The sequence below is a fragment of the Comamonas sp. E6 genome, from assembly GCF_001010305.1.
In the GTDB taxonomy this organism is placed as follows: Bacteria; Pseudomonadota; Gammaproteobacteria; order Burkholderiales; family Burkholderiaceae_C; genus Comamonas; species Comamonas thiooxydans.
The window spans coordinates 15,227-30,134 of record NZ_BBXH01000012.1 but is presented as its reverse complement, the minus strand read 5'-3'; the positions used below and the strand labels follow the sequence as shown (position 1 = coordinate 30,134).

12 protein-coding genes are annotated in these 14,908 nt (G+C 63.5%); 8 read left to right on the top strand and 4 right to left on the bottom strand.

The annotated features are described in order from the left end of the window. The first annotated feature begins 25 nt into the window (after positions 1 to 25). From CSE6_RS11140 to CSE6_RS11130, 3 genes are all read left to right on the top strand, one after another. Entirely contained in the window at positions 26 to 1,351 is a 1,326-nt protein-coding gene (locus tag CSE6_RS11140; RefSeq protein WP_059440554.1) for a DUF445 domain-containing protein, read from the top strand. Between the two features lie 350 nt (positions 1,352 to 1,701). Continuing rightward, positions 1,702 to 3,723: a ligand-gated channel protein gene (locus tag CSE6_RS11135; protein WP_059440553.1), complete on the top strand. Its 2,022-nt coding sequence runs from the start codon at positions 1,702 to 1,704 to the stop codon at positions 3,721 to 3,723. Positions 3,724 to 3,802: 79 nt separating this feature from the next. After that, a complete protein-coding gene (locus CSE6_RS11130; protein WP_059440552.1) occupies positions 3,803 to 4,771 on the top strand; it encodes a siderophore ABC transporter substrate-binding protein in 969 nt (322 codons plus the stop codon). Positions 4,772 to 4,883: 112 nt separating this feature from the next. On the opposite strand, the gene CSE6_RS11125 is transcribed toward CSE6_RS11130, so the two are convergent. From CSE6_RS11125 to CSE6_RS11115, 3 genes are all read right to left on the bottom strand, one after another. Continuing rightward, positions 4,884 to 5,315, bottom strand: a complete 432-nt coding sequence (locus tag CSE6_RS11125; protein WP_034404495.1) for a hypothetical protein — start codon at positions 5,313 to 5,315, stop codon at positions 4,884 to 4,886. 101 nt (positions 5,316 to 5,416) lie between these two features. Next, entirely contained in the window at positions 5,417 to 5,821 is a 405-nt protein-coding gene (locus tag CSE6_RS11120; RefSeq protein WP_238585683.1) for a hypothetical protein, read from the bottom strand. A 99-nt stretch (positions 5,822 to 5,920) separates the two neighbouring features. Continuing rightward, positions 5,921 to 7,342: a heavy metal sensor histidine kinase gene (locus tag CSE6_RS11115; RefSeq protein WP_034354937.1), complete on the bottom strand. Its 1,422-nt coding sequence runs from the start codon at positions 7,340 to 7,342 to the stop codon at positions 5,921 to 5,923. Positions 7,343 to 7,401: 59 nt separating this feature from the next. On the opposite strand from CSE6_RS11115, the gene CSE6_RS11110 reads away from it, so the two are divergent. Further along, entirely contained in the window at positions 7,402 to 7,743 is a 342-nt protein-coding gene (locus CSE6_RS11110; RefSeq protein ID WP_059440551.1) for a DUF5713 family protein, read from the top strand. A gap of 10 nt (positions 7,744 to 7,753) precedes the next feature. Here CSE6_RS11110 and CSE6_RS11105 read toward each other — a convergent pair whose 3' ends face one another. Further along, the gene (locus tag CSE6_RS11105; RefSeq protein ID WP_059440618.1) at positions 7,754 to 8,443 is read right to left on the bottom strand and encodes a heavy metal response regulator transcription factor; all 690 of its coding nucleotides are present in this window, start codon (positions 8,441 to 8,443) and stop codon (positions 7,754 to 7,756) included. A gap of 147 nt (positions 8,444 to 8,590) precedes the next feature. On the opposite strand from CSE6_RS11105, the gene CSE6_RS11100 reads away from it, so the two are divergent. The 4 genes from CSE6_RS11100 to CSE6_RS26070 all read left to right on the top strand — a co-directional run bounded on the left by CSE6_RS11100 (position 8,591) and on the right by CSE6_RS26070 (position 14,884). Continuing rightward, positions 8,591 to 9,853: a TolC family protein gene (locus tag CSE6_RS11100; RefSeq protein ID WP_059440550.1), complete on the top strand. Its 1,263-nt coding sequence runs from the start codon at positions 8,591 to 8,593 to the stop codon at positions 9,851 to 9,853. 15 nt (positions 9,854 to 9,868) lie between these two features. After that, positions 9,869 to 11,197 carry an efflux RND transporter periplasmic adaptor subunit gene (locus CSE6_RS11095; RefSeq protein WP_045838804.1) on the top strand — a complete coding sequence of 443 codons (1,329 nt, stop codon included), beginning with the start codon at positions 9,869 to 9,871 and terminating at the stop codon, positions 11,195 to 11,197. 162 nt (positions 11,198 to 11,359) lie between these two features. Next, on the top strand, positions 11,360 to 14,482 hold the full coding sequence (locus CSE6_RS11090) for an efflux RND transporter permease subunit (protein WP_059440549.1): 3,123 nt from the start codon (positions 11,360 to 11,362) through the stop codon (positions 14,480 to 14,482). A 228-nt stretch (positions 14,483 to 14,710) separates the two neighbouring features. Next, complete coding sequence (locus tag CSE6_RS26070; protein WP_165570867.1) at positions 14,711 to 14,884, top strand: hypothetical protein; 174 nt, start codon at positions 14,711 to 14,713, stop codon at positions 14,882 to 14,884. Positions 14,885 to 14,908 lie beyond the last annotated feature (24 nt).

Below are 14,908 nucleotides of genomic sequence, written 5' to 3'. Positions count from 1 at the left end.
GCCGAGAGGCCGTATGCTCTAGCGCATGCTCACGTCTGAACAACGTCGCTCGCTGCAGCAGGCCAAGCGCATGCCGCTGGTTCTGCTGCTGCTGGTGGCCGCAGGTTTCATTGCCACTGCGCTGGCCGGCTCGCGCTGGGCCATAGAGGGGCAGGCCGTGCCTTTATGGCTGGTCTGTCTGCGCGGCATTTGCGAGGCGGCGATGGTCGGGGCGCTGGCCGACTGGTTTGCCGTGACGGCCCTGTTTCGTCATATTCCGCTGCCGCTGGTGGGGCGGCACACGGCCATCATCTCGCGCAACAAGGATCGCATAGGCCGCAACCTGGCCACTTTCGTGCGCGACAAGTTTCTCGACGCGCCCTCGCTGGTGGCGCTGATCGAGCGCAACAATCCGGCCCAGGCGCTGGCGGACTGGCTGACGGCTCCGGCCAACAGCCAGCTGCTGGGCAGGCAGGTGGCGCGACTGGCGCTGGCCGCGCTGGAGATGGTGCAGGACAAGCAGGTAGAGAAGTTTCTGACCCAGTCGCTCAAGGCCGTGATGCAGCATGTGGATCTGTCGCGCGCGGCGGCATCGCTGCTGTCGGGGCTGACGGCGGGCGGGCGCCATCAGGAGGTGCTCGACGATGTGCTGGCGCGCATCAGCCGCGTGCTGCGCCAGGAGCAGACCCATGTGCTGATCGCGCAGACCATCGTGATCTGGCTCAAGCGCGAGCACCCGATCAAGGAAAAAATGCTGCCTACGGACTGGCTCAGCGACAAGGGCGCCAGTCTGATCGCCAGCGCTCTGGACAGCCTGCTGCAGGACGTGGCCCAGAACCCCGGCCACCGTCTGCGCGAGGCCTTCGACAGCTCCATACAGCGCCTGATCGACGGTCTGCAGAACGACCCGGTCTACGCCGAGAGAGTAGAAAAACTGCGCAACTATCTGCTGCATGACGAGAAGCTGGCCGTCTATCTGCGCGAGCTATGGGCAGGCTGGCGCACCAGGCTGGAGCGCGATCTGGCCGACGAAAACTCGGCCATGGCTCGGCGTGCAGCCGTGATGGGGCGCTGGCTGGGCCAGGCACTGGCGCATGATGAGGCGCTGCGCAACTCCATGAACGAGCGCCTCAAGCGCTGGGCGACCACGCTGGCTCCCGATGTCTCGCAGTTCATCGCCAGACATATTGCCGACACGGTGCAGCGCTGGGATGCGGAGCAACTGGCCACGCTGATCGAGGCGCATATCGGCAAGGATCTTCAGTACATACGCATCAACGGCACGCTGGTGGGCGGCGCCATCGGTTTGCTGCTGTTTCTCATCTCGCATGCCGCGGCCCTGTGGCGCAGCCTGCTGGCCTGGCTGGGATAAAGCTCTATGAGCCGCATGCCGGTGCCAGTTGGCGCTGGTTAGCGTCCTTGTCAAAGTACTTAACAGTAAAAAATCTTTGGAAGGCCTGTTGGTTGTGGTTACAATGAGAATTATTCGCAACAATAAGACCTTGCGGTAATCTTTGACTCAGCCAGGCATGCACATTGAATGACTGCATGCCGCCATGCCCAGCTGCATGGTTTAGCCAGGACGATCTCTGCGCAGATCGTGATTGCCTTCTTCATCACTCCAACAGCGCGAATGCTTCGCTGACCTGCACCTGCTGTTCGTGGCTTTGGCCATGAGGCGCAGCCGTGTCTGGTCGATGTGCATCTTCTTCCAAACTCATCATGCAAATTCATGCAGCCGCTGCTGCAGGCCTGGCCATGGCCTGCGCATCTTCGTCTTTCCGTCCTCTGTTCACCACCCGCCGGTCGCTGCGTCCTGTGCTGGGCATGGCGCTGGCTGCAGCAGGCCTGCTGACCCACGGGCTGACGGCGGCACAGGAGAAATCTCTGGAGACCGTGGTGGTCACGGCCTCGGGCTTCGAGCAGGAGATCAAGGATGCGCCGGCATCGATTTCCGTCATCACCCGCGAAGAGCTGGAAAAAGGCAGCTACAACAATCTGCATGATGCGCTGCGCGACGTGCCAGGCGTGAATCTGGTGCCTTCGGACAACAATTCCAACGACATCAGCCTGCGCGGCATGGGCGTGAACTACACCCTGATCCTGGTGGACGGCAAGCGCACCAATACCCGCGAAACCCAGGCCAACGGCTCCACCGGCACCGACCAGAGCTGGGTGCCGCCGCTGGAGGCGATCGAGCGCATCGAGGTGGTGCGCGGCCCCATGTCCTCGCTCTACGGCTCGGACGCCATGGGGGGCGTGATCAACATCATCACGCGCAAGGTGGCCAAAGAGTGGATGGGCTCCATTCGCACCGAAGCCACGCTGCAGGAACGCTCGTCTTCGGGCAATATCTACCAGAGCAATTTCTATCTGTCCGGCCCCATACAGACCGATCTGCTGGGCCTGAGCATCTACGGCAACTACAACAAGCGCGGCGAGGACAACATCCTCAACGGCTACAACGACTACGACAATCGCGCGCTCAACGTCAAGCTGGCGCTGACGCCCAACAAGGACCACGACATCATTGCCGAGCTGGGCACGGGCAAGCAGCACTACACCTCGACGCCGGGCAAGACGCTGGCGGCCACGGCCGCACTCAGCGACCGCAAGTTCGAGCGCGACAACTTCTCGCTGCAGCACAAGGGCCGCTGGGGCTGGGCGTCCTCGGACACCTATCTGCAGCAGGAGAAGACGCGCAATCTGTCGCGCGACATGACCATCAAGAACACGGTGTTCAACAGCAGCTGGGTGGCGCCGCTGGGGGCCAGCCATCTGCTGACCACGGGCGTGAGCTACAACGAGCAGGACCTGAACGACACCACCACCAACACCTTGCCCAATGCCAGCCGCACCAGCATCAACCGCAGCCAGTGGGCCGTGTTTGCCGAGGACGAATGGCGTCTGCACAAGGACTTCGCACTGACCGGCGGCCTGCGCTACGACCATGACAGCCAGGCCGGCGGCCAGGTCAGCCCGCGCCTGTATGGCGTGTGGAATCTGGCCCCGCAGTGGACGGTCAAAGGCGGCGTCTCCACGGGCTTTCGTGCGCCGTCGCTGCGTCAGACCGTGGGTGACTGGGGCCAGAGCAGCCGTGGCGGCAATATCTACGGCAACCCCGATCTGAAGCCCGAAACCTCGCTGACCAAGGAAATCGGCGTGCTCTACGACAGCGGCGCCGGCACCACGGCAGGGCTGACGGTGTTCGACAACGAGTTCGAGGACAAGATCACCCGAGTGGCCTGCCCCAGCTGCGGCCCGCTCAACAGCTCGGGCCGCGTGCCCACCACGAACATCAATGTGGACAACGCCATCACGCGTGGCCTGGAGGCTTCGCTGGGAACTCAGCTGAGCAAGACGCTGCGCCTGAAGACCAACTACACCTTCACCAAGTCCGAGCAAAAGAGCGGCGAGTTTGCCGGCATGCCGCTGAACCAGCTGCCGCGCCATCTGTTCAATGTCTCGCTGGACTGGAGCCCCACGGCCCAGCTCAACAGCTGGCTCAAGGCATCCTACCGCGGCAAGGAAAGCGCACCCACGGGCGGAGCGTCCTCGGGCAGCTTCACCCAGAAGAGCTACACCATGCTGGATCTGGGCGGCTCCTACAAGCTCAACAAGACCGTCACGCTGTACGCGGGCATCTACAACCTGCTGGACAAGCAGGTCATCTATGACGGCGTCAATTACGACACCGTGCTCGACGGCCGCCGCTACTGGCTGGGCATGAACGTCAAGTTCTGATCCTCGTCAGCGCAGCCGTTGCTGGGATTCGCGGCAAGGGCTGCTGACTTTTCTTCTGTTTTGCTTTTCAAGGTTCTTCATGCAACAACTGATCAGCCGTCGCGCCGCCAGCCTGGCACTGCTGGCGATGGCCGGCACCGCCTGGGCGCAAACGCCGCAGTCCCTGTCATCTGCGGCCCAACCCGCCCGCATCCAGGTCCAGCATGCCAGGGGCGTGACCGAGCTGCCTTTGGCGCCGCAGCGCGTGGTGGTCTACGACCTGGCTTCGCTGGACACCATGCAGGCGCTCAAGCTGCCGGTGACGGGAGTGCCCAAGGTTCATTTCCCCGCCTATCTGACGGGCTACGCCGATGCCCGCTACCAGGTGGCGGGCTCGCTGTTCGAGCCCGACTACGAGGCGCTGAGCCGCATCCGCCCTGATCTGATCGTGGTGGCCGGCCGCTCGGCCAGCAAGTACGAAGCGCTGAGCCGTATCGCACCGACACTGGACCTGAGCACTTCGGGCAAGGACTTGCTCGGCGATATGCAGCGCAATGTGACCGCACTGGCCAGCCTGTGGGACAAGCAGGCGCAGGGCGCGCAGCTCATGCAGCAGGTGCGCAGCGACGTGGAAGCCACCCGCGCTGCCGCGGCCAAGGCCGCGCCAGGCCTGCTGGTGCTGGCCGTCAACAAAAACATGAGCGCCCAGACGCCGGGCTCGCGCTTCGGTCTGCTGCATGACGTGCTGGGCATCAAGCCCGCCCTGCCCGCAGATCCGGCGCAGGCGCGCGGCATTGCGCTGAAGATGGACGATATCGCCAGGATTGACCCCGAGTGGCTGTTCGTGATCGACCGCAACGCGGGCACGGGCAGCACCAAGGACAAGGATGGCAAGCCGGTCGTTCCTTCCCAGGTGCTGTTCGACAACGACACCATCAAGAACACGCGTGCAGGCCGCAAGCAGCAACTGGTGTTCGTTGATCCGCAGCTCTGGTATTTGCTGGGCAGCAGCGGCCCCCAGGCCATGCGGGCCAATGCGCAGCAGATTCGCGCTGCACTCGAGCGCTAGGCTCCGCGAAAGATAGCAAAGTTAATAGCTGCTTTCGCCAATGAATAAAGGGTTTCAATGCATAAAAGCATTGAAACCATTTATTTTCATGCGCAGCAAGCTATCAAAAGTATCAGGCAGCGGGCTCCGAAGGCTCGGGCGGCAGCAACTGCTTGCCAATCAGCTGCCAGGCCTTGGCGGCATCGGCCTGGCCGGCGAACAGATGGCAACTGGCGGCAGTCATGGCGATGCGGCCGTTCTCGGGCTCCAGGTCGAAGGCCAGCTCGCATTGCGCAGCGGCGTTGGCCCACATGACCAGCGCGTTCCGGTTCTCCTCCTTCTGCAAGGCGTGGGCCTCGGCCATCCAGGCCTGTGCCAAACGAAAGGCGGCTTCCGGCTCGCTCATATCGGCCTTGTGCGCCAGATAGAACTCCTTGCCGGCTGCCTGCCAGAAGGCGCGGGCCTGCTCGAAGTCCTGCGTGGCAATCTTCTGGGCCTGCTGCACCAGCGCGTTGCCGGCCTGCAGATGGGCCTGATAGGTGGATGCGTCTTGATCTTGGGACATGGCTGTTATTGTCCTCATTGCCTGGCCTCGCGGAGCGCGACCGCGTGCATCTCCCCTGGACGGCCCCGGGGCATTGCCGGTGCCTGCGGGTAGGCTTGCCGCTAGTAGCGGAAGTCCAGCTGATGCGGGCCCTTGCCGATCTCTGCCGTTTGGGTCTTGCTTACGCCCTCCCTGGTGGTGGCGGTGATCTTGTAGCTGCCGGCAGGCAGCTGGATCAGGCAGACCGGGCCGTTGGCCGTGAAGCGGCTGCTGTCCTTGCCGGAGCTGATCTCGACCGCCACATTGGCCAGATAGGCACCGTCCTTTTGCGCAAACAGCAGCGACAGCGGGTAGTCCTTCATCGCGGCGCGCATGAGCGTGGACTCGTCCTCGCCTATGCCGCCGCAGCTGTAGCGCAGCGCGCCGGCCTGCTGCATATCGGGAATCCGGCCCTGAGCCAGAGCGGGCAGGCCGAGACCGGCACTGGCGGCCAGAACCAGGCAGGCAGCGTTTCTCAAGCAATGCATGGTGTTTCCTTTCAGCGATGCACGGCCGGCCATCTTGCGGCCTGACCGCGCAGCTCCATGTCATCCCTGCTCGGTGCTGCGTGTGGGCCTCATCGGCTTTTACGCCCGGTTGCCGGATGAAACAGGCGCCCGTGCTTGTGCATCCTGGCCCGCAGGCAGACTCAGCCCGATGCTGGTGATAGACAGGCCGGAGCGTGCAAACGCCTGTCCGCCATGCATGCGCGCGATCGCGGCCACGATGGACAGGCCCAGGCCGTGGTTGCGATCGGCCTGGCTGCGCGCTGCGTCCGAGCGGTAGAAGCGGTCAAACAGCCTGGGCAGATGTTCTGCGGCAATGGCCTGACCCTGGTTCTGCACCGCCAGCGTGACCTGGCCGGCCTGCGGCGTGCTGATCTGTATCTCTATGCAGCTTCCCGGCGTGGCATAGCGGGTGGCATTGCCCAGCAGATTGGACAGCGCCCGGCGCAGCAATCGCGCATCGACCTGGGCCTGCGCATCGCCCTGCACCCGCACCTGCAGATCAGCCTCCTGCAGCGCGGCCTCGTGATACTCCACCACTTCGTCCGCTAGGCTGGCCAGGCTGGCCACCTGAATGCGGTGCGCGCTTTCGCCGCGATCAGCGTGAGAGAGAAAAAGCATGTCCGCCACGATGCCGGCCATGCGCTGCAGATCCTCCAGATTGGAAGCCAGGATGTCACGCAGCTCGCCCGCATCGCGGGGCTTGCGCAGAGCCAGCTCGCAGCTGCTGATGAGCGTGGTCAGCGGGGTGTTGAGCTCATGGGCGACATCGGCGTTGAAGGCCTCCATCTGGCGGTAGGCCACGGCCAGCCGCTCCAGCAGCGCGTTGAACTGGGCAATCAGCGGACGCAGCTCCTGGGGCTGGTTGCTGTCGTCAAGCCTGGTCTGCCAGTCGTGCGTGAGATCCTTGGCGCCCAGTTGCCGGGTCTGCTCCACCAGCGAATGCAAAGGCGCCAGCCCGCGGCGAACCAGCCAGGCGCTGAACAGCGACACCAGCAGAGCACCGCTGACGGCAGCAAGGCCCAGAATCCAGGCCAGCTGGCGCAGCAGGGCATCGTCGGGGCGGCGGTCCAGCATCAGCAGCACCTGTACGAGCTGCTGCTCCTGCGGATCCACATGGGCTGGCAGCACGACGCTGAAGCTGCGCCGTGCGCTGTGAACATCGTCCAGGGGCTGGTGCAGTTTCTCGAACAGCAGCGCGCCGCTGGCATAGCTGACGCGGATCGACATATCCTCGTGGCCCGTGAGAAAGTCGGACAACATGTGCTGCATGCTGGACGCGGAGCGGTTGGCACGCGCCTGTTGCAGAAGATGCGTCACCGTGACCTGCTTTTGCTCCAGGCTTTCCTGCTGGCGCTGGGCCAGTGCCAGCCAGCTGCCCCAGTACACGGCCACGCAGACCAGGCCCAGGCCCAGCATGGTCTGCAGGGCCAGCGAGCGCGACAGCCGGCGGCTCAGGTTCGGGATCTGAGGAGTGCTTGGAGAGACGTGATCAGCGGTCATGAGTGGCTGCTATGCTGGAAGATTCATTGTTTGCGGTTTGCTGGAAAAAGGAACGGACCATGAGTCTTGGTAACGCCATCATGAACAACTACACCTTCTTGCTGGAGATGTACGAGGACAGCTATTTCCCTGAAGAACTGGTTCGCAAGGGCGAGGATATTCTGAGAGAACTCTGCCTGCAGATAGAGCAGCAAAAGCCGCAGAATCTGGAGCAGCTGTATCGATTGACCCACGCTGCGACCGAGCGTTTCAACGATCTTCAGCAGGAGTTCGAAGAGCAGGGCAGCGAGCTAGAAACGGCGGCACGTGAATGCATTGCGGCTGACTTCGAGGCCATTGCCAAGGCTTATGGTTTTGAAGAGGCGGATGTGGAGGAACTGATCGCTCTACGCGAATGGTAAGCACCGGCTATCAGGCATCAAGGCGAAGCTCCAGCACATAGCCCATGCCGCGCACCGTGTGCAGCAGGGGCAACTCGAACGGCGCGTCGAGCTTGAGGCGCAGGCGGCGCACGGCGACCTCGACGACATTGGTTTCGCTGTCGAAGTTCATGTCCCAGACCTGGGAGGCCAGCTCGGTGCGCGACAGCACTTCGCCCTGGCGCCGCAGCAGCAGACTCAGCAGATTGAACTCCTTGGCCGTCAGGTCCAGTCGCTGGCCGGCACGCATGGCGCGGTGACGCAGCAGATCCAGCTCCAGATCGGCCATGCGCAGCACAGTGGCTTCGGGCGTGGCCTGGGCCTGCAGGCCACGGCGCAGCAGTGCATGAATGCGGGCCACCAGTTCTGAAAATGCAAAAGGCTTGACCAGATAGTCATCGGCGCCGGCCTGCAGTCCTTTGACGCGGTCCTCCACCTGGGCGCGGGCCGTGAGCATGAGCACTGGCGTCTGGCGGGACTGGCGCAGAGCCGCCAGCACGGCCAGGCCGTCTATGCCGGGCAGCATGCCGTCCAGAATGATGAGGTCGTAGGGCTGCTCGGTGGCCAGATGCAGGCCGTCAATGCCGTTGTGCGCGGCATCGACCACAAAGCCTTCCTCGCCCAGGCCTTTTTGCAGGTATTCGGCGAGTTTGGTTTCGTCCTCGATGACTAGAAGCTTCATGCGCAGATTGTCGAGCAAGTCGGTCGTTTGCGAAGATGACAAATTTGTCATCTTGAGGTCAGAACCCTGTGGGGGCCGCGAGGCTAGATTTGCTCCGCTTGCACAAGACTGCCAATGGAAGGGCAGGCATGCCGGCGGAGCATCACCATGACATTCATCACCAAGGCGGCCGCTGTGTTGCTGGGCAGCGGTTTGGGCCTTTTCGTGCCTTGTGCCTGGGCGCAACAAACTGCGCCCGCAACAGCAGCGGCAGCCGCCCCCATCAGCCTGCAGGCCGCACTGGCGCTGGCCATGGAGCACAACCCCGGTCTGCGAGCGGCAGCGCAGGCCCTGGCGGCCAGCGAGGGGGCGCTGATCCAGAGTCGCGCCAGACCCAACCCCGAGCTGGCCTATTCGCAGGAAGACACGCGCCGCGAAACCAGGTCCATGACTCTGCAATGGAACCAGTCCATAGAGATCGGCGGCAAGCGCGAGGCTCGCATGAAGGCGGCCAGGCATGGTCGCGAACTGGCCAGGGCCGAGCTGGAGGCCGCGCAGGCTGGTCTGCGTGCCGATGTGCGCACGGCATTTGCCAATGTGCTGGCCGGCCAGCAACGCGTGCAACTTCACCAGAGGACGCTGGAGATTGCCAGCAGTGCCCGCGATGCCGCGGCCAAGCGCGTGCTGGCAGGCAAGGTGGCTCCGCTGGAGGAAACCAAGGCCAGCGTGGCCGAGAGCAGTGCCGAGCTGGCGCTGGCGCAAGCGCGTTCCGGTCTGCGTGTGGCACGTCAGCAGCTGGCGGCGCTGTGGGGAGCGCAGCCTGCGGCATTTGGCAGCGCGGTGGGAGAGCTGGCGCAACTGCCTGTGCTGCCCGATGAGGGCCTGGTGCTGGAAAAGCTAGAGCATTCACCGCAGATGCTGCGCGCGCAGCAGGCCGTTTTTCAAGCCAGGTCCGTCGCCGAGCTCGAGCGTGCCAAGCGCCTGCCTGACCCCAGCGTGAGTCTGGGCATGAAGCGTGCGCAGGAAGTGGGACGCAATCAGCTGGTGGTGGGTGTCTCGGTGCCGCTGCCGATCCTGGACAGCAACCGCGGCAATCAGCTGCAGGCGCTGCGTCTGGCCGACAAGGCCGAGGATGAGCTGCTGGCCACGCGCCAGCAAATGTACGCACAGCTGCAGCAGCAACGTGAACAACTGCAGACCAGCCGGGCCCAGGCCGAGCAACTGGCGCAGCAGGTCCTGCCGGCGGCCGAGTCCGCTTACGAAGTCGCAGCCAAGGGCTTTGCCCTGGGCAAGTTCAGCTATCTGGAAGTGCTGGATGCCCAGCGCACGCTGGCCGAGGCACGCAGCCTCTATCTGGAGCAACTGGTGGCAACCCATCAGGCGGCTGCGGACATCACCCGCCAACTGGGCGATGTGCCCGGTCTTGAGTAAGAACAAGCACGTATCATGAATTCCACATCCTCTAAGCCCCGCCGCACGGCGATTGCCATCGCCATCATTCTGGCGCTCGGTGCGGCCGCTGCTGCAGCCATTGTCTACGGTACGCAGCCGGCGGCTATAAGCGCCGAAGGCCACGGTCACGGTGCTGCAGAGAAGAGTCATGCCCATGAAGAAAAGAACGGGCATGAGCATGACGAAAAAGAGGGGCATGACCATGGCAGCGAGCCTGGGCATGAACAGGCAGCAAGCACCGGAAAACCCGCAGCCAAGCCTGAATCCGCTCATGCCGATGATGAGGATGAAGGTCTGCTCAAACTCGATGCCGAGCGTGCCAGGGCTGCGGGCGTGGCGCTGGCCGAGGCCGGCCCTGCGTTGATCGCCAGCATGCTGCAGTTGCCGGGCGAGATTCGCTTCAACGAGGACAGGACGGCTCATGTGGTGCCGCGGGTGGCGGGCGTGGCGGAGAGCGTAGCGGCCAATCTGGGGCAGGTGGTAAAGAAGGGCCAGTTGCTGGCCACCCTGACCAGCCCTGCGGTATCCGAGCAGCGCAGCGAGCTGATGGCCGCGCAAAAGCGTCTCGCACTGGCGCGCACCACCTATCAGCGCGAAAAGCAGCTGTGGCAGGAAAAGATCTCTGCCGAGCAGGACTATCTGCAGGCCCAGCAGGCACTGCGCGAGGCCGAGATCGCGTCCGCCAATGCGCAGCAGAAGCTGGCTGCGATCGGTGCCGGCTCAGGCTCTGCCGGGGCGCTGAACCGATTCGAGCTGCGCGCGCCCTTCGATGGGGTGGTGGTGGAAAAGCATCTTTCCGTGGGCGAGGCCGTGCAGGACAGCACGGCCGTGTTCACCATCTCCGATCTGCGTTCGGTCTGGGCCGAAATGAAGGTGGCCGCCAGCGACCTGCCCTTTGTGCGCGTGGGCGAAAAGGCCACTGTGCATGCGACGGCCTTTGAATCGAAAGCCACGGGGACGGTGGCCTATGTGGGCGCCTTGATAGGGCAGGAAACCCGCACGGCACCGGCACGCATCACCTTGGACAACCCGGATGGCATCTGGCGTCCGGGCCTCTTCGTGAATGTGGATCTGACGGCATCCAGCCAGAAGGCGGCGGTGACGGTAGCCAGTGCGGCCATCCAGAAGATCGACGGCGACAAGCCCGTGGTGTTTGTGCCGGTGGACGGCGGCTTCAGGGCGCAGGTCCTGAAGCTGGGCAAGACCGATGGCCAGAACACCGAAGTGCTGCAGGGCCTGAGTACAGGCCAGCGCTATGTGAAGGACGGCAGCTTCGTCCTGAAGTCCGAGCTTGGCAAGGCAACGGCCGAGCATGTGCACTGATTAGCCACCCCCTGAGGCGCGGCGCGCCTTCCCGTTGCACGGCGCCCCCAAGGGGGACGACACCCTCGCCTGGGCGGCCCCGCCGCGAGGCGGCTCTTGCTCGGTGTCTCTGGTTTGGATTGCGCCAGTGTGACAGGGCAGATGAAGATATTTGGAGTTTGAATGTTTGAGCGCATCATCCGCTTTGCGATTGCCCAGCGCTGGCTGGTCATGCTGGCCACGCTTGCCCTGGTGGGCCTGGGTATCTACAACTACCAGCGTCTGCCCATCGATGCCGTGCCCGACATCACCAATGTGCAGGTGCAGATCAATACCTCCGCTCCCGGCTATTCGCCGCTGGAGACCGAGCAGCGCGTCACCTTCCCCATAGAGACCGTGATGGCCGGCCTGCCGGGGCTGGAGCAGACCCGCTCGCTGTCGCGCTACGGCCTGTCCCAGGTGACGGTGGTATTCAAGGACGGCACGGACATCTACTTTGCACGCCAGTTGGTTAACGAGCGCATGCAACAGGCGCGCGATGCCCTGCCGGCGGGCGTCGCGCCTGCGCTGGGGCCTATCTCCACGGGGCTGGGCGAGATCTATCTGTGGACCGTGGAGGCCGATGAGGGCGCCACCAGACCCGACGGCTCACCCTATACACCCATGGATCTGCGCGAGATCCAGGACTGGGTCATCAAGCCCCAGCTGCGCAATGTGGCGGGAGTGACTGAGATCAATTCCATTGGCGGCTTCGCCAAGGAATATCTGGTGGCGCCCCAGCCGCAAAAGCTGGCGGCCTATGGCTTCACGCTGGCCGATATCGTCGCAGCGCTGGAGCGCAACAACGCCAATGTGGGTGCCGGCTATATCGAACGCCAGGGCGAGCAGTATCTGATCCGCGCACCGGGACAGGTGGGGGGTATTGCCGATATTCGCGAAGTCATCGTGGGGTCGGCACAAGGCCAGCCGATTCGCGTGCGCGATCTGGCCGATGTGGGCCTGGGTCGCGAGCTGCGTACGGGGGCTGCCACGGACAACGGTCGCGAAGTGGTGCTGGGTACGGTGTTCATGCTGATTGGCGAGAACAGCCGTGCCGTGGCGCAGGCGGTGCATGAGCGCATGCAGGTGATCAACAAAAGCCTGCCGCCCGGCGTGAAGGCCGTGACGGTGTACGACCGCACCAATCTGGTGGATAAGGCCATTGCCACGGTCAAGAAGAACCTGATCGAAGGGGCGGCGCTGGTCGTGGCGATCCTGTTCCTGTTTCTGGGCAATCTGCGGGCAGCGCTGATCACGGCGCTCATCATTCCGCTGTCCATGCTGTTCACCTTCACGGGCATGGTGCAGATGCGCGTCAGCGCCAATCTGATGAGCCTTGGGGCGCTGGACTTCGGCATCATCATTGACGGCGCGGTGGTGATCGTGGAGAACTGCGTGCGCCGTCTGGCCCATGCCCAGGCAGCAGCAGGCCGATCGTTGACCCGCAGCGAACGTTTCGAGGAAGTGTTTGCGGCAGCCAGGGAGGCAAGGCGTCCGTTGTTGTTCGGTCAGCTCATCATCATGGTGGTCTATCTGCCCATTTTTGCGCTCACCGGTGTGGAAGGAAAGATGTTCCACCCCATGGCACTGACGGTGGTGATCGCGCTGCTGGGTGCCATGCTGCTGTCTATCACCTTCATCCCTGCCGCGATTGCGCTGTTCATGGGCGAGAAGGTGGCAGAGAAGGAAAACCGTTTGATGGAGTGGGCGCGCCGTGCCTATGCGCCGGTGCTGGACAAGGTCATGCATGCACCAGCAGTGGTGTTGACGGCGGCCAGCGTCATCGTTGCCCTGAGCCTGCTGCTGGCCACGCGCATGGGCAGCGAGTTTGCACCCAATCTCAATGAGGGCGACTTTGCGATTCAGGCCTTGCGCATACCGGGCACCAGCCTTACGCAGTCGGTGCAGATGCAGATGCAGATCGAGAGCGAGCTCAAAAAGCAGTTCCCTGAAATCGAGCGTGTGTTTGCGCGTACCGGAACGGCCGAGATCGCGTCGGACCCGATGCCGCCCAATATCTCGGACGGCTACATCATGCTCAAGCCGCGTGAGCAATGGCCCGATCCGGCGCGCTCGCGTGACGATCTGCTGGCTGCCGTACAAGAGACTGTGGAAAAGATTCCGGGCAGCAACTACGAGTTCTCGCAGCCGATTCAGCTGCGCTTCAACGAGCTGATCTCGGGCGTGCGCAGCGATGTGGCCGTCAAGATCTTCGGTGATGACATGGCTCAGCTGGAAAAATCCGCGCAGGCCGTGGCCGCCATGCTGCAGAAGATCCCCGGTGCCTCCGAGGTCAAGGTCGAGCAGACCACTGGCCTGCCCATGCTCACGGTGCAGATCGACCGCGAAAAAGCCTCGCGTTATGGTCTGAACATGGGCGATGTGCAAGATGCCATCAGCACGGCATTCGGCGGGCGTGAAGCCGGCACGGTGTTCGAGGGAGATCGACGTTTTGCCATCCAGGTTCGCCTGCCCGAGGCCATGCGCAGCGATGTGGACAGCATAGGCCGTCTGCCGATTGCGCTGCCGCGCGGCGGCGACGGGCGTCTGGGCTTTGTGCCGTTGTCATCGGTGGCGACGGTGGAGCTGGCACCGGGGCCCAATCAGGTCAGCCGCGAGGATGGCAAGCGCCGTATCGTTGTCAGCGCCAATGTGCGCGGGCGAGACATCGGCTCCTTTGTGGCACAGGCTCAGCAGGAACTCGAAGGTGTTGCGTTGCCTGCAGGGTACTGGACACGCTGGGGCGGAACCTTCGAGAACCTGGAGTCGGCCCGCCAGCGCCTGATGGTCGTGGTGCCCGTGTCGCTGGCGCTGGTGTTCACGCTGTTGTTTGCCATGTTCGGCAATGTACGCGACGGTCTCATTGTCTTCACTGGCATTCCGTTTGCGTTGACCGGCGGGATTGCGGCGCTGTGGCTGCGCGGAATTCCGCTGTCCATTTCGGCGGCCATCGGCTTTATCGCACTCTGCGGCGTGGCCGTGCTCAACGGCCTGGTGATGATTGCCTATATCCGTTCGCTGCGTGAGCAGGGCATGGGTGTTGAACAGGCCGTCACCGAAGGGGCGCTCACGCGTCTGCGTCCCGTGTTGATGACGGCCCTGGTGGCATCGCTGGGCTTTGTGCCCATGGCGATTGCCACGGGAACGGGGGCCGAGGTGCAAAGGCCGCTGGCCACGGTGGTGATTGGCGGCATTCTCTCGTCCACGGTGCTGACGCTGTTGGTGCTGCCGCTGCTGTACAGACTTGGTTATCAGAAGCGCCAGTAGCCGTGCAAGCGCCAGCGTTCTGACTGGCGTTTCGATGTTCTCTGCACAGGGCCGATGCGAATGCATCGGCCCTTTTTGCATGGCGCTTCGTGCCGGGAAAGGCTTGCGAATCTTGAGCGCTGGCCCGATGCGAAGAAACGTACTGAAACACGGACGTCATCGGGATGACACGAGCTTTTCCTAGATTCTTGCCGGTCGAAACCTGTCGACATCAAAGCGAAAGACTCCATGCAAAACAAGCGTTTGATCAAGGCGCTGGCGCTCGCCTGTCTGACGGCCGCCACGCTGGCCGCCTGTGGTGGCAGCGATGACAGCCCGCCTGCTCCCACAAACCCGACCAATCCCACGACCCCCACGAACCCCACCGAGCCGGCCAAGCCGGAGATGCGCTGTGCTCCCTGAGCGCGGTGACAGACAAGGCTTCAC

Bases quoted from the DNA above. Each gene is read 5' to 3' on its own strand.
- CSE6_RS11105 (WP_059440618.1), bottom strand. From the start codon at position 8,443: ATGAAGCTTCTAGTCATCGAGGACGAAACCAAACTCGCCGAATACCTG.
- CSE6_RS26070 (WP_165570867.1), top strand. From the start codon at position 14,711: ATGCAAAACAAGCGTTTGATCAAGGCGCTGGCGCTCGCCTGTCTGACG.
- CSE6_RS11115 (WP_034354937.1), bottom strand. From the start codon at position 7,342: ATGACCGCTGATCACGTCTCTCCAAGCACTCCTCAGATCCCGAACCTG.
- CSE6_RS11090 (WP_059440549.1), top strand. From the start codon at position 11,360: ATGTTTGAGCGCATCATCCGCTTTGCGATTGCCCAGCGCTGGCTGGTC.
- CSE6_RS11095 (WP_045838804.1), top strand. From the start codon at position 9,869: ATGAATTCCACATCCTCTAAGCCCCGCCGCACGGCGATTGCCATCGCC.
- CSE6_RS11125 (WP_034404495.1), bottom strand. From the start codon at position 5,315: ATGTCCCAAGATCAAGACGCATCCACCTATCAGGCCCATCTGCAGGCC.
- CSE6_RS11110 (WP_059440551.1), top strand. From the start codon at position 7,402: ATGAGTCTTGGTAACGCCATCATGAACAACTACACCTTCTTGCTGGAG.
- CSE6_RS11100 (WP_059440550.1), top strand. From the start codon at position 8,591: ATGACATTCATCACCAAGGCGGCCGCTGTGTTGCTGGGCAGCGGTTTG.
- CSE6_RS11140 (WP_059440554.1), top strand. From the start codon at position 26: ATGCTCACGTCTGAACAACGTCGCTCGCTGCAGCAGGCCAAGCGCATG.
- CSE6_RS11135 (WP_059440553.1), top strand. From the start codon at position 1,702: ATGCAAATTCATGCAGCCGCTGCTGCAGGCCTGGCCATGGCCTGCGCA.
- CSE6_RS11130 (WP_059440552.1), top strand. From the start codon at position 3,803: ATGCAACAACTGATCAGCCGTCGCGCCGCCAGCCTGGCACTGCTGGCG.
- CSE6_RS11120 (WP_238585683.1), bottom strand. From the start codon at position 5,821: ATGCATTGCTTGAGAAACGCTGCCTGCCTGGTTCTGGCCGCCAGTGCC.